The organism is Actinoplanes sp. NPDC051513, from assembly GCF_044454685.1.
Lineage (GTDB): Bacteria > Actinomycetota > Actinomycetes > Mycobacteriales > Micromonosporaceae > Actinoplanes.
This window is the reverse complement of record NZ_JBITDW010000023.1, coordinates 80,490-102,240: the sequence shown is the minus strand read 5'-3', so window position 1 is coordinate 102,240 and position 21,751 is coordinate 80,490. Positions and strand designations below refer to the sequence as shown.

General features: G+C 72.3%; 14 protein-coding genes. 5 read left to right on the top strand and 9 right to left on the bottom strand.

The window, feature by feature from the left end; all coding sequences use genetic code 11:
- Nucleotides 1-20 precede the first annotated feature (20 nt).
- Nucleotides 21-2,852, top strand: a complete 2,832-nt coding sequence (locus ACIA5D_RS41390; RefSeq protein WP_396036037.1) for an MGH1-like glycoside hydrolase domain-containing protein — start codon at nt 21-23, stop codon at nt 2,850-2,852.
- Here ACIA5D_RS41390 and ACIA5D_RS41385 read toward each other — a convergent pair.
- A complete protein-coding gene (locus ACIA5D_RS41385; protein ID WP_396036036.1) occupies nt 2,833-3,609 on the bottom strand; it encodes a TIM barrel protein in 777 nt (258 codons plus the stop codon). The two genes, ACIA5D_RS41390 and ACIA5D_RS41385, sit on opposite strands and share 20 nt — an antisense overlap.
- A complete protein-coding gene (locus ACIA5D_RS41380; RefSeq protein ID WP_396036035.1) occupies nt 3,606-4,613 on the bottom strand; it encodes a Gfo/Idh/MocA family oxidoreductase in 1,008 nt (335 codons plus the stop codon). The genes ACIA5D_RS41385 and ACIA5D_RS41380 overlap by 4 nt, the downstream gene beginning before the upstream one ends.
- Nucleotides 4,614-4,695: 82 nt before the next feature.
- Here ACIA5D_RS41380 and ACIA5D_RS41375 point away from each other — a divergent pair, with 82 nt between their 5' ends.
- Complete coding sequence (locus ACIA5D_RS41375) at nt 4,696-5,691, top strand: LacI family DNA-binding transcriptional regulator (RefSeq protein ID WP_396036034.1); 996 nt, start codon at nt 4,696-4,698, stop codon at nt 5,689-5,691.
- Between the two features lie 2 nt (nt 5,692-5,693).
- Here ACIA5D_RS41375 and ACIA5D_RS41370 read toward each other — a convergent pair whose 3' ends face one another.
- Nucleotides 5,694-7,145 (bottom strand): MFS transporter, encoded by a 1,452-nt coding sequence (locus ACIA5D_RS41370; RefSeq protein WP_396036033.1) that lies wholly within the window; start codon nt 7,143-7,145, stop codon nt 5,694-5,696.
- Entirely contained in the window at nt 7,142-8,038 is an 897-nt protein-coding gene (locus tag ACIA5D_RS41365) for an alpha/beta fold hydrolase (RefSeq protein WP_396036031.1), read from the bottom strand. The genes ACIA5D_RS41370 and ACIA5D_RS41365 overlap by 4 nt, the downstream gene beginning before the upstream one ends.
- A gap of 53 nt (nt 8,039-8,091) precedes the next feature.
- On the opposite strand from ACIA5D_RS41365, the gene ACIA5D_RS41360 reads away from it, so the two are divergent.
- Nucleotides 8,092-8,727, top strand: coding sequence for a TMEM175 family protein (locus tag ACIA5D_RS41360; protein WP_396036030.1), 636 nt, complete (start codon nt 8,092-8,094; stop codon nt 8,725-8,727).
- On the opposite strand, the gene ACIA5D_RS41355 is transcribed toward ACIA5D_RS41360, so the two are convergent.
- The gene (locus ACIA5D_RS41355; RefSeq protein ID WP_396036029.1) at nt 8,696-11,986 is read right to left on the bottom strand and encodes an NACHT domain-containing protein; all 3,291 of its coding nucleotides are present in this window, start codon (nt 11,984-11,986) and stop codon (nt 8,696-8,698) included. The genes ACIA5D_RS41360 and ACIA5D_RS41355 overlap by 32 nt on opposite strands.
- Before the next feature lie 142 nt (nt 11,987-12,128).
- Here ACIA5D_RS41355 and ACIA5D_RS41350 point away from each other — a divergent pair, with 142 nt between their 5' ends.
- Both ACIA5D_RS41350 and ACIA5D_RS41345 read left to right on the top strand, forming a co-directional pair.
- Nucleotides 12,129-12,899 (top strand): SDR family NAD(P)-dependent oxidoreductase, encoded by a 771-nt coding sequence (locus tag ACIA5D_RS41350; RefSeq protein ID WP_396036028.1) that lies wholly within the window; start codon nt 12,129-12,131, stop codon nt 12,897-12,899.
- Nucleotides 12,900-13,102: 203 nt separating this feature from the next.
- Nucleotides 13,103-16,609: a choice-of-anchor D domain-containing protein gene (locus tag ACIA5D_RS41345; RefSeq protein ID WP_396036027.1), complete on the top strand. Its 3,507-nt coding sequence runs from the start codon at nt 13,103-13,105 to the stop codon at nt 16,607-16,609.
- Nucleotides 16,610-16,741: 132 nt separating this feature from the next.
- On the opposite strand, the gene ACIA5D_RS41340 is transcribed toward ACIA5D_RS41345, so the two are convergent.
- The 4 genes from ACIA5D_RS41340 to ACIA5D_RS41325 all read right to left on the bottom strand — a co-directional run bounded on the left by ACIA5D_RS41340 (nt 16,742) and on the right by ACIA5D_RS41325 (nt 21,748).
- Entirely contained in the window at nt 16,742-17,137 is a 396-nt protein-coding gene (locus tag ACIA5D_RS41340) for a hypothetical protein (RefSeq protein ID WP_396036025.1), read from the bottom strand.
- Nucleotides 17,138-17,141: 4 nt separating this feature from the next.
- Nucleotides 17,142-17,753, bottom strand: coding sequence for a hypothetical protein (locus ACIA5D_RS41335; protein WP_396036024.1), 612 nt, complete (start codon nt 17,751-17,753; stop codon nt 17,142-17,144).
- A gap of 177 nt (nt 17,754-17,930) precedes the next feature.
- Nucleotides 17,931-18,965 (bottom strand): FAD-dependent oxidoreductase, encoded by a 1,035-nt coding sequence (locus tag ACIA5D_RS41330; protein WP_396036023.1) that lies wholly within the window; start codon nt 18,963-18,965, stop codon nt 17,931-17,933.
- Between the two features lie 35 nt (nt 18,966-19,000).
- Nucleotides 19,001-21,748, bottom strand: a complete 2,748-nt coding sequence (locus ACIA5D_RS41325; protein WP_396036022.1) for an ATP-binding protein — start codon at nt 21,746-21,748, stop codon at nt 19,001-19,003.
- Between the last annotated feature and the right edge of the window lie 3 nt (nt 21,749-21,751).

The following is a 21,751-nucleotide window of genomic DNA, read 5'->3' as shown; positions in this document are numbered from 1 at the left end:
TGATGTTTGTACGAGTGGGAATGGTTGCTGCCCTTGCGGGGGCATTGCTCTGCGCTCCCGATGCTCCGGCCGGGTCGATCGTCGACCATGGCGCGCTGCTCGGGGACGCGCCGGACAAGGCGTGGTACGAGGCCAACATCCCGTTCGTGGACGTGCCGGACTCGGCGATCCGCGACACCTACTACTACCGGTGGCGCACCTTCAAGGAGGCGCTCAAGTACACCGGGCCGGCCGACGGGTGGATCGTCTCGGAGTTCCTCGGGCCGGTCGGCTACTCGGCGCCGTACGGCGGGATCGACGCGGCCGCCGGGCATCACCTCTACGAGGGACGGTGGCTGCGCGACCAGCGCTACCTGGACGACTACCTCGACTACTGGCTGACCGGGCCGGGGTCGGGCGCGAAACCGGCCACTGAGGAGCTGAACAAGAACACCACGGACTGGGCGCATCAATACTCGTTCTGGGCGGTCGACGCGGCGGTGGCGCGGGCCTCGGTCAGCGGGGACTGGAAATTCCTCACCGACCGGCTGCCGGCGCTGCGCAAACAGTACGAGGGGTGGAAGGCCACCAACTTCGACAGCGCCAAGGGGTTGTACTGGCAGACGCCGGTCTGGGACGCCATGGAGTTCACGGCGAGCTCGTATCAGAGCTCCGACCCGTACCACGGTGGCGACGGCTACCGGCCGACCATCAACGCCTATCAGTACGGGGACGCGCGGGCGCTGGCGGCGGTTTCGCGCAAGGCCGGTGATTCCTCCGCGGCAGCGAGGTATGACGCCGAGGCCGCCCGCCTGCGTTCCGCCACCGAGAAGGCGCTCTGGAATGGAGACTTCTACAAGCACGTGATGCTCGACGGTCGTGTCATTGCCGATCGGGAGGAGATCGGCTTTGTTCCGTGGTATTTCCACATGCCGCCGGCCTCGGACGCCGTCGCGTGGGCGCAGCTGACCGACCCACAGGGTTTCGCCGCGCCGTACGGGCCGACGACCACCGAACGGCGCAGCCCGTGGTTCATGCACGAGGCGTTGAACGGGTGCTGCCGGTGGGACGGGCCGTCGTGGCCGTTCGCGACGAGCCAGACGTTGACGGCGCTGGCCAACCAGTTGCTCGACTACCCGGCCCAGTCTTATGTGGACGTCGATGATTACGTCAACCTTTTGCACGGGTACGCCTTGACGCAGCGCAAGAACGGGAAGTCGTACGTCGCCGAGGCGCACCACCCCGACGAGGATCGCTGGATCTACGACAGCGCGGGGCACAGCGAGGACTACAACCACTCGACTTTCGCAGATCTCGTGCTGTCCGGGCTGCTCGGGATTCGCCCGCAGACCGGGGACTCGATCCGGATCGCGCCGCTGGTGCCCTCCGACTGGTCGCACTTCGCGGTGGAGAACCTCGCGTATCACGGCCATGACCTCACGATGATCTGGGATCGCGACGGCAGCGCGTACGGGAAAGGCAGTGGTTTTCAGGTCTTTGTCGACGGCGTCCAGAAACTGCGCCGCGCGACGCTGGGCGATGTGACGCTGGCGGTGCCTTATGTGAATCGCGGTTCGCAGCCGGTGCTGGTCGACGACGCGGCGAACGTGACCGAGACCGGCTACCCGGCGGCGACGGCGTCCTACACGTGGCGCGGGGACAGCGCGGCGAACGCGATCGACGGGCAGGACTTCCACCTGGACCAGCCGTCCACCCGGTGGACGAGCTATGGATCGCCGAACCGCAGTGACTGGCTCGCGGTGGATTTCGGGGCGGCGACGGCGGTCTCCGATGTGCGAATCGACTTTTACGACGACGGCGGCGGGGTGCGGGTGCCGGACTCGTTTGCGCTGCAGTACCAGGACGCGGCCGGGGCATGGCTCGACGTTCCCGGGCAGACCCGTGACCCGGCCGCGCCGGTGGCCCGCGCCATCAACCGGATCAGGATCTCGCCCCCGCTCACCACCGACCGGCTGCGGGTGGTGACGTCGCGGGCCGACGGGGGAGCGGTCGGGATCACCGCCCTGCAGGCGTGGCGGCAGCCGGATCCGCGCGTGACGGCCGCCTTCACGGCGCCGAGCCTCGCCGTCGACGCGGGGAAGACGGTGACGGTGCAGGCTCGGGTGACCGGGCCGGTCACGCGGACGAGCCTTCAGGTGCCGCGCGGCTGGACGGCCCGCCCGGTCGGCGCCACGACGTGGCAGGTGACGCTGCCGGCGGACACGGATCCCACCGCCGGCCTGCCGATCCGGCTGCTGGCCTGGTCCCGCGACGGGGTGACGAGCGCCTTGCTGCCCACCCGCTACCAGTTCGACCCCACGGACTACCCGACGGTGACCTGGGACGACGACTTCTCGGCCGACCGGCTGGCCTCGTACCGGATCGACCACCCGGCGGCCGAGCCGTCACCGCGCCTGGCGGTGGGCGATGGCGTGCTGACCGCGTCCGCCGACGCGCGCGCCTTCGCCGTGCTGGCGGCCCCGGCGGCGGGCGAGGCGCTGATCGTCGAGCCGGCCCGCTTCTCCGGGGCGTCGCCCGAGGACAGCCTGTTCCTGGGCTTCTCCAGCGGCGACCGGGACAATGCTTTGGCCTGGTACAACAACCACTACGGTTCGTCGGGCGTGGACGTGCAGGTGGGCGGCGTGTCGCAGCCTTCGTCGACCGGCGGCTGCTGCGCCGCGGTTCGCTGGTCGCCGGATGATCGATTCGCGGTGCTGTCCCAGTCGGGCAAGCTGATGACCTGGGCCGAACACGACGGGAAGTGGGCGCTCATTCACACCGCCCCGGTCAACGCGCAGGGGTCGCCGGCCTTCGGTCTGCGGTTGGACGGCGGCTCGATCGCGATCGACCGGGTCACCGTCCGGAGCCGGTGAAGGCGTCGCGGAAGCGCTGCAGGGCCGCCTCGGGGTCGCCCGAGGCCCAGGCCTCCATCGCGACGACACCGTTGTAGTTCAGACGGCGCAGGGCGGCGGCGATCGCGGGGTAGTGGATTTCGCCGGTGCCGGGCTCCTGGCGGGTGGGCACGTCGGCGACCTGGATCTCGCCGATCAGGGCGATTGCCCGCTCGACGAGGCGGATCAGGTCGCCCTCGCCGATCTGGGCGTGGTAGAGGTCGAGGTTGAGCCGCAGGTGGGGACTGCCGACCGCCTCGACGAGAGCGATGGTGTCGGCGGCACGCCAGAACGGCGTGCCGGGGTGGTCGACGAGGTTGAGGTTCTCCAGGGTGAAGACGCGGCCGGCGCGCTCGCCCAGGGCGGCCAGGCTGGTCAGGGTGCGGGCGGCGGTCAGCCACATCTGCGGAGTCACCGTCCCGGCCGGGATGACCGGGAGGCCGCGATCGTCGAGGCCGGTGCCGTGGAGGTTCAGCCGGGCGCAGTCGAGGCGGTCGGCCGCCTCGAGGGATCTCTGCGCCGTGCGCAGCAGCTCGGCGGCGCCGTCCTCGTCGGCGAGTGTGCCGGTCACGTAGCCGGTCATCGAAGAGATGGTCGCGCCGGTCTTGGCGAGCGCGTCGAGATCCTTGGTGTGCCAGTTCCAGATCTCGACCTCGAAGCCCTCCGCGGCGATGCGGCGGACCCGCTCGGGGAACGGCAGGTCCAGGAAGAGCATCTCGGCGCAGGCGGCGAGCCTCACTTCGCCACCGCCGACGGCCTGCCGGTGCTCGCGGACTCGGCGGCGGCCAGGGCGATGGCCAGCGCGGCGCGGGCGTCCTCGCCGGTCACGGTGGGCGGGGTTCCGGTGCGGACCGCATGGGCGAAGGCCGCCAGCTCGGCGGTGTAGGCGTCGCCGAACAGCTCCTGATCGCTGCGAGCGGTCTCGACCAGGCGACCCTCGGGGCCGGAGAAGGCCAGGCCGGTGCGGCGGCCGTCGCCCATGGTGGCCATGCCGGCGGCGCCCAGGACCTCACCGCGTACGTCATAGCCGTAGCTCGCCTCGAAGCAGGCCTCCGCGGTGCCGATGGCGCCGTTGTCGAAGCGGACGGTCACCGCGGCGGTGTCCAGGAGGCCTCGGTCGCGCCAGGCGGGTTCCACCAGGGCGTCGGCTGCGGCGTAGACCTCGACGGCGGTGGCGCCGGGATTCAGGAAGCGCAGCGTGTCGAAGTCGTGGATCAGGGTCTCGAGGAAGATCGTGTTGGCGGCGACGCGGGACGGGTCGAAGCCGCCGGGGTCGCGGGTCAGGGAGCGGAGCAGGCGGGGTGTGCCGATCTTGCCGGCGTCGATCAGGGCGCGGGCGGCCGCCCAGTCGGGGGCGAAGCGGCGGTTGAAGCCGATCTGCAGGTGCACGCCGGCGGTGCGGCAGGCGTCGATGGCGCGGTCGGCGTCGGCCAGGGTGATGGCCATCGGCTTCTCGCCGAAGACGTGCTTGCCCGCCCGGGCGGCGGCGACGATCAGGTCGGTGTGGAAGCGGGCGGGGGCGGCGATCACCACGGCGTCGATCTCGGGGTCGGACCAGACCTGGGCGGGGTCGGTGTAGGCGCGGGTGGCGCCCAGGTCGCGGGCGAGCCGGTCGGCGGCGCCGGGTGCGGGGTCGGCGACGGCCACGAGGCGGGCGCCGGGCAGGCGCCGGCTCAGGGTCCGGCCGTGGAAGGAACCCATCCGGCCCGAGCCGATCAACGCGAATCCACTGGAACGTTCCATACGAACGAGGCTGCGTTCCCGTGCGTGGCGGCGTCAAGATGTGGGCTGGAACGTTCCAGTATTTGTCACTACGCTGATTCCCGTGCGAGCGGAACGCAGGCCGACGCTGTCCGATGTGGCCGCCCGGGCGGGGGTCTCCAAGTCGCTGGTGTCGCTGGTCATGCGCGACGAGCCGGGGGCGGGCGCCGAGACCCGCCGGCGGGTGGTCGAGGCGGCCGGCGAGCTGGGTTATCACCCCGACAGCCGGGCTCGGTTGCTGCGCAGCGGGCGCACCAAGCTGCTCGGCGTCGTGTTCGGCATTCAGCACGCGTTCCACGCCGATCTGGTCACCGACCTTTACACGGCCGCCCGTGAGACCGGCTACGAGCTGGCGCTGAGCGCCGTCACCCCGGATCGCGACGAGGCGGAGGCAGTCACCGGGCTGCTCCAGGACCGCTGCGAGGCGCTGATCCTGCTCGGGCCGCAGTCCCCGGCCGCGGCGCTGGGCCGGCTGGCCGAGCGGATGCCGGTGGTCGTCCTGGCTCGCGACGTGCGCGCTTCGGTGGTCGACGTCATCCGCAACAACGATGCCGACGGCCTCCGCCTGGCGGTCGAGCATTTGGTCGGTCTGGGCCACCGCCGGATCGTCCACATCGACGGCGGCCGTGCCCCGGGTGCGGCCGAGCGTCGCCGTGGCTATCGAAGCGCGATGAGCCACCACGGCCTTGCCGACCACGAGGGATTCATCCGGGGCGGCCTGACCGAGGAGGACGGCGCGGCGGCGGCGCGGCAGTTGCTCGACGATCCGCCGACCGCGGTCACCGTCTTCAACGACCGCTGCGCGACCGGAGTCCTGGACGTGCTCACCCGCGAACGGGTGGCGGTGCCGGGCGACCTGAGCGTCGTCGGCTACGACGACAGCCACCTCGCCCGCCTGGCCCACATCAACCTGACGACGATCGCCCAGGACACCGCCACGCTGACAAGGCTGGCCGTGGCCCGGGCGGTCGACCGCGTCGAGGGGAACCCGGTCGACCGCCGCGAGATCGTCGTCCCGCCGCGCCTGGTGGTCCGCGGGACGACCGGCCCGGCTCAGTAGGGTCAGTCGGAAACCCGGGGCGGTGGGGCGTCCAGGGCGCCGTGCGGCGGGTGCAGCTTCTGCTGACGCGTACGGTTGCCGATCGTGACAGCCGCGAGGCCGCCCGCCAGCACGCAGAGGACCGCACAGATCATCGAGGCGGTGTGGAAGCCGCTGGAGAACGTGGCCGGCTCCAGGTAGGCGTCGCCGGTCAGACCGGCCGCGGCCGGGAGCACGGCGACCGCGATCAGCGCGGCCGCGCGGGCCACGTCGTTGTTGACCGCCGAGGCGACGCCGGCGTGCTCGGAGGGAACCGCGGCCAGCACGGTCGAGGTCAGCGGCGCCACGGCTACCGCCAGGCCCAGGCCCAGCACGGTGACGGCCGGGAAGACCTGGGTGAGGTAGTCGCCGCTCGCGTCGATCCGGGTGAACAGGGCCAGCCCGAGGCCGACGAGAACCGGGCCGACGCTCATCTGCAGGCGCGGGCCGATCCGGGCCGCCAGGGCGCCCGAGCGCGACGAGAGCAGCAGCATGAGCACCGTCACCGGCAGCAGCGTGAGCCCGGCCTCGATCGGCGAATAACCGGAGACCTGCTGCAGCGCGATCGGCAGCAGGAACAACGCGCCGCCGAGCGCCGCGTAGACCGCGAACGTCACCACGTTGGCCGCGGTGAACTGGATGGACGCGAACAGGCGCAGCGGCAGGATCGGCCTTTTCGTATGGCGCTCCCATGCGACGAATACCGCCAGCAACAGGCCGCCGACGGTGATCGTGGGCCAGCCGTCTCCGCCCTGGATGAGACCGTAGGTCAGGCTGACCAGGCCGAGCGTGACCAGCACGCCGCCGGTCAGGTCGACCCGGCCGGTGGCGTTCGGGTCGCGCGACTCGGGCACGTGCCGGCGGGCGATGAGGCCCACGGCCACCGCGATCGGCAGGTTGACCAGGAAGATGTACCGCCAGGACGCGGACTGCACGAGCCAGCCGCCCAGGAACGGGCCGAGCGCCCCGGCCACGCCGCTCAGCCCCGACCACGCGCCGATTGCCTTGGCGCGCTCGCCGGGGGCGAACGAGGCCTCCAGGATCGCGAGGCTGCCCGGGGTGAGCAGGGCCGCGCCGACGCCCTGCAGGGCACGGCAGGCGATCAGTGTCTCCGCGGTCGGCGCGATGCTGCTCAGCACCGAGGCGACGGCGAACCAGAACACGCCGATCGTGAAGATCCGGCGGCGGCCGTACCGGTCGCCGAGCGCGCCGGCCACCAGCAGCAGACCGGCCAGGGTCAGCGTGTAGGCGGTGAACACCCACTGCAGCGGAGCCAGCTCGGTCTGGAAGTCGCGGCCGATCGCCGGCAGCGCGATCCCGACGGCGTTCGCGTCGACCTGGGTGATCACCGAGCCGCCGATGCACGCGGCGAGGACCCAGCGGCCCCGGGCGCTGCGGCTGGTCAGGCCCTGGTCCGGGGCGAGCGTGGCGGTCATCGGGAGACCTCGCGGATCGCGTCGGCGAACGCCTCCGGCGCTTCCTGGGGAAGGTTGTGGCCCGCGTCGTGAACCTGGCGGTGCACGCGGCGGCCGGTGAAATGGGCGGCGCCCGCGCTGCCGTCGGTGGCCGGGAAGTTGCCGTCGGCCGTGCCGTCGAGGGTCACGGTGGGCACGCCGATCGGCGGCAACTGCGCGAGTGCCGCTTCGGCCGCCGCATATTCCTGCGCGCCGAGGGCGCGGCCGAGCCGATGACGGTACGAGTGGATGACGACGTCCACGTAGTCGGGGTTGTCGAACGCCGCCGCGGCCCGGTCGAGCTCCGCGTCCCCGAACGTCCACTTGGGCGAGTTCCGCCGCCAGATCACCTCGGCGATCTCCCGCCGGTTGGCCGTCAGGCCCGCCCGGCCGCGCTCGGTGAGGAAGTAGAAGAAGTACCAGAAGCCGGCCTCGAGCTCGGCCGGCAGCGGGTTCGCCGACGCGGCGATGTCCTGGATGAGGTAGCCGTTGACGGAGACCAGCCCGGAGACCCGCTCCGGATGCAACGCGGCGGCGACACAGGCGGCCCGGCCACCCCAGTCGTAGCCGGCGAGGATCGCGCTCGGGATCTGCAGCGCGTCCAGCAGGGCGATGACATCGGCGCCCAGCGCGGCCTGCTGGCCCGAGCGCGGCGTGGCCGGGCTGAGGAAGCGGGTCGGGCCGTGCCCGCGCAGGTAGGGCACGATCACCCGGTAGCCGCTGTTCGCGAGCATCGGGGCCACGTCGGCGTAGCTGTGGATGTCGTAGGGGAAACCGTGCAGGAGGACCACGGGCCGCCCGTCGGCGGGGCCTGCCTCGTGGTAGGCCACCTCGAGCAGGTCCGTGGTGACGCGCCGAATCGGAAGGTTGGTCATGCCCCTTCGACCGGGCCGCGGCCCGATCTGTGACAACGGATCATAATGTCGCGGTGAGTGAGACCCCCTCGGCGCCGAAGGCGATGTCCGCGGAACGGCTGGTGTTCTTCACCGATGCCGTGGCCGCCATCGCGATCACCCTGCTCATCCTGCCGCTCATGGAGAGCGTCTCGGAGGCCGCCGGCGAGGAGAGCTTCGGCGAGTTCGTGCGCCATCACGTCGGCCAGTTCGGGGCGTTCGCGCTGAGCTTCGCGGTGATCTTCCGGCTCTGGTGGGCGCACCACAACGTGTTCCGGCACGTGCAGTCGCTGCACGGATGGATCGTGCGGTGGAGCCTGCTCTGGACGTTCGCGATCGTGCTGCTGCCGATCCCGACGGCGCTCATCACCGCGTACCGGCCGACCGCGGGCACCGTCGCCCTCTACGGCGGGGCGCTGTGCCTGGCCAGCGGGTCGTTGACGATGCTGGGCTGGTATGCGCACCGGCACCCGGAGCTCAGCGAGGACGGGTTGCCGGTGACCCGCGAGCAGGTGCTGGGCTCGGCGGTGGCGTTCGGCACCGAGCTGGTCGCCACGGTCATCGGCTCGGTCTTCGCCGGGACGATCAACTTCTGGGCGTTCCTGCTGATGTTCCTGGCCGGGCCGATCCAGGGCGTGGTCAAGTCGCGGTGGCGTCGCGCCGATCCCTGAGCGCCCCCTCGGGCCCGCGGATCGCCACCGTGACGACGTTGCGGGCGAAGATCCGGAAGGAGATCGGATCGTCGAGCGCGTAGTCGTCGGGCAGCAGATCGGTGTACCGGGCCATCAGGAGTCCCCGGCGGACCCGCCCTACCGAACGGTCGGTAACCAGACGCACGAACAGCTCGCCGGCGGCGCGGCTGTCGAGCAGCTCGAGCTGGTCGATCGCGGCGACCCGGATGGACATCGACTCGCGGCTCAGCGCGATCCCGGTGAGGGTGGCGATCGCCTCGTCGTCGGGCTGGAACGGCGCGGCCGCCGCGCGTACCCGGGCCGGCGTCCGGTCGTCGGCCGCGAGCGCTTCGAGGCCCGCGACCAGCGCGGGTGGCAGGTTTGCTCGTACCTGGGCGAGGGCCTCGACACCCCCGGCCCGTAGCTTGGCCGGCGCGGCCCGGTCGAGGGCGATGCCGGCCAGGGGCCGCTCCGAGCCGGCTGCGCCCAGCGCGACGGTGGCACTGCGCAACCGCAGCCCCGACGGCGAGCCGGGCTGGGCTAGGCGGGTCAGCAGCCGCAGCCCGGCGGACGGGTCGATCGCGGTGAGGCCCGAGGCGGCCCGCATGCGGGAGCGCTGCCGGCGAACCGGCCGGGAGGCGATGTGCCGCAACCGGTCCGGCCCGACGGGATCGCCGAGCACCGTCAGCGCCACCGCCGCCTCGACCGTCATGCTCGACGCCAGCTGTCGACGTGCCCGGCGGCGAAGGAAATCGCGCGACCGCTCGTCGCCGCGGGCCGCGAGCAGGTAGCGCAGCTGGGTGTGCCGGAACGACCGCACGCCTCGCCCGTCGAGCAGCCGGCGCAGCCGGGACTGCGCCTCGGCGTCGCCGGCCTCCAGCAGCCCGGCGAGCGCGGTCGCCTCGAGCCCGGGCGCCATCGGCTCGTCGAGCAGCCGGCGCAGCCCACGGAGGTCGCCGAGCCGGGCAAGCAGCAGCGCCGCGTTCAGCCGTACATGGATCTCGCCGGGCCGGCGGGCCAGCCCGATCAGGGCATCCGTGTCGCCGAGCTCGGCGCAGCGGGCGGCCGCGCCGTACGCCATCGGCAACGTGGGATGCTTGCCGGCCACGGCGCTCAGGGCCTCGGCCGCGCCCGGGTCGCGCCGCTCGAACAGGTCGAGAGCCGCCGCGTACATGGCCTGCGGAGTCTCGGCGAGGCCGCCGGCGAGGTCGCGGAGCATGCCGGGCTCACCGGCGTCGGCCAGCGCCGCCGCCAGCTGCACCCGGTGGGTCGGGTCGAGGTCGGCGTCCGAAGCCATCGCCGTCAGCGGGCCGAGGTCACCGCTCACCGCCAGCTGGCGGGCCGCCGCCACCCGCTCGGACCCGCTGGCCCGCGCGTCGGCGAGCCGCTTGGTGAGCGCCTGCCGGGCCAGCGCCCCCAGCGGCCGGTTGGCCGGCACCGTGTCGGCGGCGAGCGGCACGCGCAGGTTCGGGTCGAACCGTCCGCCCCGCTCGTCCAGCGTGTCCGCGATCCACGAGCGCACCACCTCGTCCGCGTGCTCGGCGACCGCGCGCAGCGTCGCGTGCCCGGTCGCCACGTCGATGTCGGCGATCCGGTCCGCCACCAGGGCCCGGGTCCAGAACGACGCCTCCGGGTCGCGGGCCACCTCGGCCATCCGGTCGAGCACGTCGGCGTCGAGGCTCAGCTCACCGAGGATGCGCAGCGCTTCCGGCGCCGCCTCGCTCTCGCCGGCCACCTCGTCGAGCAGGACGCCGATCACCGATGAGCGGGTCGCCGGCCGCACCGGGATCCCGTCGGCGAGCAGGTCACCGGCCGCGAGCGGGTCGGTCAGACCGGCGACCAGCGCGTCCGAGTCCGGCCGGCGGGCGGCCGCGAACGCCGCCAGACTGCGGGTGGCGGGCTCGGCGGCCCATACCGCCCAGACCGACGTCTCGAAGCGCGCGGCGAAGGAGTACGCCGCGAAGTACTCGGCGAAGCTCTGGTGCGCGAACACCACCCGGTTCCGGCGCAGCGTACAAACGCCGGTGACGAGCAGCAGTTCGCGTACGAGCCGGTCGCTCGACGGCCCGAGGCCGTGCGGCGAGTGCGCGTCGATCCACGACGCGGCGACCTCGGTGAGCAGCACATCGGGATCGGCCAGCCAGGCCGCGCCGCACGCGCGCAGCACCCCACCGACGTGCTGCCTGATGTCGGAGCACAGCCAGGCCGCAACCTCCGCGCCCGAAGGCCCGCGCGAGAGCAGCTCGGGCTCCACGGCCTCGCGGAAGCGTTCCAGCGAGCGGCGCCCGTCGAGCAGGTGGTCGACGAACCGGTCGTAGAGGGCCGCCCGGCTCGACGGCAGCGTCCGGTCGTCCGCCGACTCGTACACGAGGGCTGCGATCGTGGCCAGCAGGGGCACCCGGGCCACCGGACCGAGCCGGGCGCCCGCCACCCGGGCCAGGAAGCGGCCGGCGGTCCGGTCGGCGCGCGGCCGGTCGTCGGGGAACCGGGCGGCGAACCAGCGGTGGGCGAACTCGTCGAGTTCCCGCCGGTCGAAGGGCCGCAGGTCGTACACGCCGACGTTCGGCCCGTGCAGCTCGGCCAGCTCGGCCGCGGCGAGCGGGCGGCAGGTCACCACCAGGCGGTACGGCCCGGGATCGGCGAACAGCCCCCGGATCCGCCACAGCACCTCGGACCGGCTCTCCGGCGCGACCACCTCGTCGAGCCCGTCGACCAGCACCCGCCAGACCCCGCCGGGCGGCGGCTTCTCGAAGAGGGCGGCCGGCACCTCGACGGCGAGGTCCCGTCCCGCGGCCCGCGCGAGCGCCTCGGGCAGCCGCCGCCCGACCAGATCGGCGGCCGGCAGGACCACCGCGATCTCGCCGCGCCCGCGCCGCCGCTGCGCCCGGCCGGCGAGCTCCGCGGCGACCGTGGCGAGGAACGTGGACTTGCCGGCGCCGGCGTCGCCGAGCAGCACGGCGTGGCGGTGCGCGGCGAGGATCCGTCCGGCCTCGATCGTGCGGGGGGTGTCGCCGCTCTCGAGGGTGGCGCGGGACCGCACGTACAGATCGGTCAGCGCCGGAACGTGCTCGCCGAAGAACCGGTACCGGTGCTGCCGCGCGTCGGCGACCTGCGCGGCGAGCAGTGCGGTCACGCCGGAGTCGGGCCGCCGCCGGAAGAGCCGGCGGCGGGCGAACCAGATCGCGGCCAGCCCGGCCGCCGCGCCCGCTATGGACGCGACCTTGTCGCCGGTGTCCAGGAAAGAACCGAGCGAGGCCATCGCCGCGATCCTAGCGACAGCTGATCGAGCAGGCTCTCCACCGCGAGCTTGCCCACAACCGGTCGGTTGACCGATGCGATGCGGTCGTTCGGCCGTAGCGTTCGGATCGCACTTCACTGTGATTCGATCGGGAGGAACAACCATGGACCTGGGTCTGGCGGGCAAGCGGGTGGTGGTCACCGGCGCGGGCCGTGGCATCGGGCTGGCGATCGTGCGGGGCTTCGTGGCCGAGGGCGCCGCGGTGGTGGCCGGGTCGCGGCGGGCCACCAAGGAGCTGGCGGAGCTGGACGGCGTGACGGTCGTCGAGGTGGATCTGGCCGACGCGGCGGGGCCGGCGGATCTGATCGCCGCGGCCGGGGAGCGGATCGACGTGCTGGTCAACAACGTCGGGATCGCGCCGCCGCGGACGCATGGATTCCTCGACGTCACCGACAACATGTGGGCGGACACCTGGAACCTCAACGTGATGGCCGCGGTCCGCGCCACCCGGGCCGCTCTGCCGGTCATGCTGGCCGGCGGGGGAGGGGCGATCGTCAACACCGGTTCCGTGAACTCGCGCCTCGCCGACCCGCTGGTGATCGACTACTCGGCGTCGAAGGCGGCGCTGGCCAGCTTCACCAAATCACTGTCCAAGGAGTTCGGCCCGCGCGGCATCCGGGTCAACTCGGTCGCGCCCGGCCCGGTCGCCACCGACCTCTGGCTCGGCGACGGCGGCGTCGCCGCGACCGTCGGCGCAGCCCAGGGCATAGCCCCGTCCGATGTCGAGGCCGGCGCGAAGGCCGCCATGGTGACCGGCCGCTTCACCCGGCCCGAGGAGGTCGCCACCCTGGTGTTGCTGCTGGCCAGTGCGCGCATCCCCAATGTGACGGGCGCCGACTTCGCGATCGACGGCGGCATGCTCACGGCGCTCTGAGGCTACGGGCGGGGATTTCCCGGACTGGGTTCAAAGTTTGCAAAGAACTGTCTCGATATTGCGTGACTGTGTCGCGGACGTTACGGTCGGCCTAGTTCCTCAGGTTCCCCGCTCCATGCGTCCCGGTCTGGCGTCCCCTCTGCCAGATCGGTCCTCGGCATGGGCGACATTCCCCGGTCGTCCGTCGAAAGCGAGCAACACCAATGACCAGACGAAGGCTTGGCGCCGGACTTGTCGGCGCCGCGCTGATCGGCTCTCTCCTGTACGGGAGCCCGGCCCTCGCCGCCACCGGCGGTGTGGGCGCGACTCTGCCCTATGTGGAGGTTCAGGCCGAGAACGCCACCACGAACGGCACGATCATCGGGCCGTCGGCGGCCTACAACACGCTCCCGTCGGAGGCGTCCTACCGCAAGGCGGTGACCCTCGGGGCGGGGCAGTACGTCGAGTTCACCTCGCCGATCGCGACCAACTCGATCGTGTTCCGGTACAGCATCCCGGACTCCGGGGGCGGCTCCGTCTACACGACACCGATCAACTTCTCGATCAACGGGGCCGGGTCGACGGCGTTCACCCTCACCAACGCCTACAGCTGGTTCTACGGCGGTTATCCGTTCACCAACTCGCCGGGCAGCAACCCGCACCACTTCTACGACGAGGCGCACCGGCTCTTCCCGACCTCCTACCCGGCCGGCACCAAGTTCCGGCTGACCGCCACCACGACCACCACGATCGACCTCGCCGACTTCGAGAGCGTCGCGAGCGCGATCGGCCAGCCGTCCGGCTCGGTCTCGGTGACCAGCAAGGGCGCCGACGCGACGGGCGCGGCCGACTCGACGGCGGCGTTCAACTCGGCGATCCAGTCCGCCGGCGCGGGCGGCACGGTGTGGATCCCGGAAGGCACCTTCAAGATCCCTGGGCACATCGCGGTCAACAATGTGACGATCAAGGGCGCGGGCATGTGGCGCTCGACCGTGGTCGGCGCGGCGCCGGGCTTCTACGGCAACGACGCGCCGAACGCGAGCACGAACGTGCGCCTCGCCGACTTCGCGATCTTCGGTGACGTCCAGGAGCGCAACGACGGCGCCCAGGTCAACGCGGTCGGCGGGGCGATGAGCAACTCCACCGTGGACCGGCTCTGGATCGAGCACCTCAAGGTCGGCGCCTGGATGGACGGCCCGATGGACAACCTCGTCTTCTCGGGCATGCGCATCCGCAACGTCACCGCCGACGGCGTCAACTTCCACAAGGGCGTGACGAACTCCAAGGTCACCAACTCGGACATCCGCAACACCGGCGACGACGGCCTGGCGACCTGGTCGGAGGCGGTGGCCGACGCGAACGACTCGTTCGACCACAACACCGTGCAGTACCCGATCCTCGCCAACGGCATCGCCATCTACGGCGGTCACGACAACTTCGTCACCGACAACCGGGTGATCGACTCCGGCCTCACCCAGGGTGGCGGCATCCACGTCGCGCAGCGTTTCGCGTCCACGACCCTCGGGCGCACCGACGTCCTGCGCAACACGATCATCCGGTCCGGCAGCCTCGACCCGAACTGGCAGTTCGGCGTCGGCGCTCTCTGGTTCGACGCCCGCGACGGCGCGATGACCGGCCTCACCAACATCGACAACATCCTCATCCAGCAGAGCCCGTTCGAGGCCATCCAGTTCGTGTCCGGCTCGCAGATCTCCAACGTGAAGATCAACAACGCGACGATCCAGAACACCGGCTCGTACGTGGTGCAGGAGCAGGTCGGCGGCTCGGCCACGATCAGCAACAGCACCGCGACCGGCATGCTGGGCCCGGCGGCGGTCTACAACTGCGGCGTGGGCTTCACGCTCACCGACGGCGGCGGCAACTCCGGGATCTTCGGGTCTTCGGCCTGCACCCAGGTCACGAACCCGCCCTTCCCGCCCTACCTGCCGGACAACGGGTCGCTGATCTCGATCAGCCCGACGACGCTCGGGTTCGGAACCGTGGCGACCGGCTCGACCAGCGCCGCGCAGACGGTCACGGTCACCAACTCGGGCACCGCCGCGGCGCCGGTCAGCGGAGTCTCCATCACCGGCGATTTCTCGCAGACCAACACGTGCGGTAGCTCCATCGCGGGCGGCGGCTCATGCACCGTGAGCGTCCGCTTCGCACCGACCGTGGCCGGCTCACGCACCGGCAACCTCACGGTCACGGCGTCCGGCATCACCAGCACGATCCCGCTGTCCGGCACCGGCGTCGCCCCCGGCCCGATCCTGTCGGCCAGCCCGTCGAGCCTGTCGTTCCCCGGCACGGTCGTCGGCGCCACCAGCGCCGGGCAGACGGTCACGGTCACCAACTCGGGCACCGCGACCGCGACCGTCTCGGCGGTCACCGCGAGCGGTGACTTCGCGCAGACCAACACCTGCGGGTCCCTCACCGTGGGTGCATCGTGCATGGTCACCGTCACCTTCAAACCCACCACCTCGGGTACGCGTGCCGGCAGCGTCACCCTGACCAGCAACGCCAACAACAACCCCGCCACGATCGCCCTCACCGGCAGCGGGATCGGCAGCGCCACCAACATCGCGGCCGGGCGCCCGGCCACGGCGAGCTCGCAGGTCAACGCGACGCAGGCGCCCACGACCGCCACGGACGGCGACGCGAACACCTATTGGGAGAGCGTGAACGGCGCGTTCCCGCAGTGGCTTCAGGTCGACCTCGGCACGGCGTACGCGATCGGGAAGGTGACCCTGAAGCTGCCGCCGGCCTCCGCCTGGGCGACCCGCACCCAGACGCTGTCGGTGCAGACCAGCACCGACGGCTCGAGCTTCGGCACCGCGGTGGGCTCGGCCACGTACACCTTCAACCCGGCGTCCGGCAACACGGCCAGCATCACCGTGCCCGGCGCCAGCGCCCGCTACGTGCGGGTCAACATCACCGCGAACTCGGGCTGGCCGGCCGGCCAGGTCTCCGAGCTCGAGGTCTATCCCTCGGGCGGCGGCTCCACTCCGGCTCCGGCACTGTCGGCCAGCCCGGGCTCGCTCACGTTCGGTTCGCAGGCGCTGAACACCACCAGCGCCGGCCAGCAGGTCACCGTCACCAACAGTGGCAACGCCGCGGCCACCTCGTTCGCGGTAGCGGTCACCGGCGACTACGCCCAGTCCACCACTTGCGGCACGTCGCTGGCGGCCGGCGCCTCCTGCACGGTCACCGTGACCTTCCGGCCCACCGCCTCCGGCACGCGGACCGGCACCCTCACCGCCTCCGGCGGCGGCGCGAGCACCACGGTCGCCCTGACCGGCACCGGTGCGGGTGCCACCGGCACCAACCTGGCCGCCGGCAGGCCCACCAGCGAGTCCAGCCACAACGACGTCTACCCGTCCGGCAACGTCACCGACGCCGACCAGAACACCTACTGGGAGAGCATCAACAACGCCTTCCCGCAGTGGGTGCAGGTCGACCTAGGCTCGGCGCAAAGCGCCTCCCGCGTCGTGCTGCAGCTGCCGGTCGGCTGGGGCGCCCGCACCGAGACCCTGTCGGTGCAGGGCAGCACCGACGGCTCGAACTGGTCGACCGTGAAGGCGTCGGCCGGCTACACCTTCAACCCGTCCGCCAACAACACCGTGACCATCACCTTCACGGCGACCACCCAGCGATACTTCCGGCTGAACATCACCGGCAACACCGGCTGGCCGGCCGGCCAGATCTCCAGCTTCCAGGTCTGGAACAGCTGACGATCGGGCGCCCCGGAGCCGATCCAGGCTCCGGGGCGCCATCGCTCAGAAACCGGCGCCGGCCACGATGACGACCGCGGCTGTCGTGCCCACAATGCCCCGGCGGCTGGCGGAGATCACGATGCCGCTCCCTCAGAGCTGCGGCGGCCAGCTGCGCCAGCGATCGGCGGTCGGCGGCGCCGCCTCGATCACCTCGCGCAGCATCTGCGCCACCTCGCGAAGGAACTGCAGCGCAGCCGCGTCGGACGTGTCGTCGAGCACCCAGTTGGCATCCCACGCGACGAGGCGTGCGAGAGCGCCCGGCTCGGCCGGCGGATCGGCGATGACTCGCTCGAGCGCCCACAGTTCCCGCTGATGCGAGCGGATGTTCACCTGCGCCAGCTGCGCGAGGCTGTCGCGGGCTTCCTCGAAGTCGGCGGCGTCGCCGATCTCGGTCGCGAGAAAGCCGCGGACGGTCTCCAGCGGCGGCTCCGCCAGGAGCTCTTCGGCCCGCCTTCGTAGCTGCTCGCGGATCTGCGAGGAATCCATGCAATCACCCTAACGCCGCGGGGAATGAGGTCTTGATGTACACGTCCGGCGGATCGGAGCCGGGAACGACCTTGATGACGAGGCGCACGACGCTGGTCGTGACGTACTGCGCCTCGCGGGAACCGGCGCCGCCCATTCCCCGGTTGACGAAGCCCTCGCCGATGCGGTGCCCGGCGTCGAAGACGGCCTCGTGCTTTCCCTCGATCGCCAGGTCGGAGCGAATCTGCGCCCAGTTGCCGCGGACGTATTCGTTGATCGTCCGATTCATCGTCGACGGGTCGGACCACTTGGTCGACGCATTCGCCGCGTGCCGCCATCCGGAGTCGCCGTGGATGCGGCCCTCGACGGTCTTCACGTCCGGAATGCTTCGCAGCGGGAGCTGCGGACCGTGGTCGCGGACGGTGTGGGCCTTCTGGGCGCTGTGGGCGTCGTCGTTGACGGCGACGTTGAACTTCAGCGGTTCATCGCTGAGGTGGTCGTAGTTGTTCTCCCATCGGCTCAGCGTGATGTCGTCGTCGCCGCGAACCGGAGGTGCACCGGCGGACGGCGCCGAAGAGGGCCCAGCGGGGAAGGGGCCGGCGCCGCCTTCGGCGATGGAGCGGCCGTGGCGGCACAACTCGGCGACCGCGTTTTCGGCTTCGGCGACGTTTCGGAAGCCTCCGCTGCCTCCGGCGCCATGAGGTCGCGGCGGTGACCCGCCGTCGTCCGGTGGGTCGCCGCCGCCGCCGTGGAGTGAACGCGGGCGGGGAGGCATCGACAGATAACGCTAGGTATATCTGTCAAGCGCGTTGAGCTACGGCCCCTCCCGGAGAGGGCGGTAGTTGGCCTGGAACATGCGCCCCCCGAACAGCCGCAGCACCAGGTTGCGCATCGGCCCCGGCAGTGAGCGGCTCCGGTCGCGGCGATGGGTCTGGGCCCGCACCCACTCCGTACGCGGGCGCCGTCGCTCCTCGAACAACCTCAGCGCCGACTCGATCGTGTCGGCCTGTGACAGCGTCGATGCCAGCACCAGCGCGTCCTCGACCGCCATCGCCGCGCCCTGGGCCATGTTCGGCGAGGTGGCGTGGGCCGCGTCGCCGATCAGCGTGACCAGGCCGCGCGACCAGTGGGGGAGTGCCACCTCCTCGATCGGCGCGCGGTGGGCGTCGGGCGCGTTGGCCAGCAGCTTCGGCACCGGGTCGGCGAAGCCGTCCACGTCGCCCTCGGCGTAGCAGTACACCTGCTCCTCGCCGATCGGGATGGTGAGGAACGCGGCGTTGCGGCCCAGCATCAGCGACCAGAACGGCGACGGCTCCGCCCACGGCACCACGAACCGGCGGGAGTCGAAGCCCAGCGGCCGTGCGGCTACCCCGAACAGGATCTGCCGCACCGAGGAGTGCACGCCGTCCGCGCCGATGACCAGGTCGTACTGCGACGTGCTGCCGTCGGCGAAGACGACCGACCCGGCGGAGTCGACGGAGGAGACCGTGCAGGACCAGCGCACCGGCACATCGGCGAGGAGGATGCGGTGCAGGTCGGCCCGGTGCGTCGCCAGGCAGGGGCCGACGCCGTGCCACAGCGCCTCCACCGGCAGGTCCATCAGGGGCCGGCCCCGGTGATCGCTGATCCGCTGCCGCGTGATCTGTGCGGCTCGGAAGCCCGTGACGCCCAGGTCGGTGAGCGCCCGCACCGCGTTCCCGGGCAGATAGATCCCCGCGCCCTCGGTGCGTGCGGCCGGCGCCCGCTCGACGACCTCGACCTCGGCGCCCCACCTTCGTAGCGTCCGCGCCGTCGCCAGACCGGCGATCCCGGCCCCCACCACCAGCACTTGCACCCCGTGTCCTCGCATGCGACCGAAGCTAGGCGGGACGCCTTCCCGAATCCTTATCCGAGATCTTCCGTGGGCGACCCGACGAGGTCTTCTGCCAGCGACGCGATCGCCCGGTCCAGGCCCGCGGCGGCGCCGTCACGCCAGGCCGCGTCGAAGGCCGCCACGGGGAGCGCGTCGCGCGCGGCGGCCACGAGCGCTTCGAACCAAACCTTGAGGAAGGGCATCCATCCGGCCGCGACCGACTCGCGCGCCGTCTCGGCCGAGGCCGCAAGCCATATCGTACGGGATAAATCGCCCCGAAACGCAGCGACCTCCGCCCCCATTTGCAGGCAGATCGACAGTCCCCACCGATGGTCGAGGCTGCGGAACCCGGAGATCGCGGCCCGCAGCTCGGTGACGCCGCGGGCCCGGTCGCCCGTGCGCCACGCCGCCCCGCAGCGCACGATGTGGATCCACGCCAGCCCCTCGGGATCTCCGGCGGCGCGCAGATCGGCCTCGCCCTCGTCGCACCGCGCGAAGGCCGCCACGAACCGCGACCGGGCGAGATCGGTCGCGCCGAGGTACATCAGCGCGAACCCGGCCTGGCCGCGGTCCCCGGCCGCCCGCGCCTGCCGCACCGACTCCTCCAGCACGTCGACCGCCCGGGTGTCCCCGGCATAGAAGAGAGCCAGCCCGGACGTCGTCAGCGCCCGTGCGGCCCCGGCCGGATCGCCGGCCGCTCGGCTCAGCGAGGCCGACTCCTCGGCCGCCGCGGCCCCCGCCGCGAAATCACCTTGAATCACCGCAAGCCCCGCCGCACTGTCCAGCGCCCTGGCCCGCACCAGCGGCGGCACCCCGGGCCGCAGCGCCAGTGCCCGGGCCAGCCATTCGCGTCCCTCGCGGTAGTGGCCGTGCCGATCCCACAGCGGATACAGCGACCCGGCCAGCCGCACCGCCGTCCCCGCGTCGCCCCGCTGCAGGGACCATTCGAGGGCCGCCCGGATGTTGCCGTGCTCCGCCTCGAGCCGCCGCAGCCACACCGGCTCCTGCACACCGCGCAGGGCGCGTCGCGCGGAGGACACCACCCCCAACGTGTACGCCGCATGGCGGTCCCGCAGGTCGGCGTCGTCGCCGAGGTGTTCGAGCGCGTAGGCCCGGACGGTTTCCAGCAGCCGGTAGCGAGACCCGTCACCGGTCACCAGAGACTTCTCGACGAGCGCCGCCAGCGACCAGGCAACCGGCGGCTCCCCCTCGACCGCGCCGACCGCCTCGGCCGCTTCGAGGGTGAAGCCGCCGACGAAGACCGCGAGCCGGTCGAACAGCCGTCGCACCGGCGGGTCGAGCAGGTCGTAGCTCCAGTCGAGGACCGCGCGCAGCGTGCGGTGCCGCGGCGAGGCCGTCCTGCTCTCCGCGCCGAGCACGCCGAACCGGTCGTCGAGGCGCTCGGCGACCTGGTCCGCACCCAGCGCGGCGACCGCGGCGGCGGTCAGCTCGATCGCGAGCGGCAGCCCGTCGAGCCGCCGGCAGATCTGGGCGGCCGCCCCATCGGCGGCGCTGTCGGCGGTGATGTCCGGGCGGATCGCCGCGACGCGCGCGGCCAGCAGGAGCAGGGAGGAGGCCGGGTCGAGGCCGTCCACCGGCCATACCTGTTCGCCGGCGATGCCGAGACGCTCCCGGCCGGTGGCGAGGATCCGCAAGCGGGGGCAGTCAGCCAGCAATTGCCCGGCGAGGGCGGCGACCCCGTCGAGCAGGTGTTCGCAGTTGTCCAGCACGAGCAGGCCGGCCGTGTCATGCAGTCGCTCCGCCAGCAGGGCGGCGAGCATTCGCTGTGGACGTTCCCGGACCCGCAGCGCGGCGGCCACCGCGGGCGCCACCTGATCGGGGTGCGAGAGCGGGGCCAGCTCGACGAGCCAGGCCGTTCGGCCCGTGGCGACCTCGACGGCGAGGCGGCTCTTGCCGGCGCCGCCCGCGCCGGTGAGCGTGACCAGGCGGCCGGCGCGCAGGCGGGCGCGGATCTCGGCGAGGTCGCGGTCGCGGCCGACGAAGCTGGTCAGGGGAGTGGCGATCGGCGGGGGCAGGTCGAGCGCGGGGTCCCGGCGCAGGATCGCCGTGTGCAGCCGGGTGAGGGCGGGAGCCGGGTCGACGCCCAGCTCTTCGGCGAAGATCTCGCGCCCCTCCTCGTACGCGTGCAATGCCTCTGCCTGGCGCCCGCACCGATGGAGCGCGAGCATCAGTCGCTCGCGCAACCCCTCGCGCAGCGGATGGTCGGTGACCAGCGCGCTCAGCTCGGCCACGACGGCGGCCTGCCGCCCGAGAGCGAGGTCGGCGGCGATCCGGTCCTCGAGCGCCTGCAACCGCAGCGCCTCCAGCCGGACGGCCTCGGCCCGCGCGAACGGCTCGGCGGCGAACTCCCCGAACGCGGGACCGCGCCACTTGGTCAGCGCGCCGGCCAGGCGGTCGCGAGCCGCGGTTACATCACCGGCCGTTAGCGCCTCACTGCCCGAAGTGACGAGGCGCGCGAAAGTGCGGGCGTCCAGCTCGTCGTCGGCGACATCCAGGCGATAGCCGCCGTCACCCGACACGGGACCGGGATGGGCCGGCCGGAGCGCGGCGCGCAGCTCGCTCATCCGTACGTGAATCATCTCGCCCGCGCTGCGCGGCGGATCGTCGCCCCACAGCGCCTCGGTCAGCCGGTCGGCCGAGACGGTCTCGCCGGCCTGCGCCAGCAGCGCGGCCAGGAGCCGGCGGTGCCGCGGACCACCGAGCGGAAGCGGCGATCCGGCCTCCACCGCCCGCACCGTCCCAAGGACCTGGAACTCCACGGT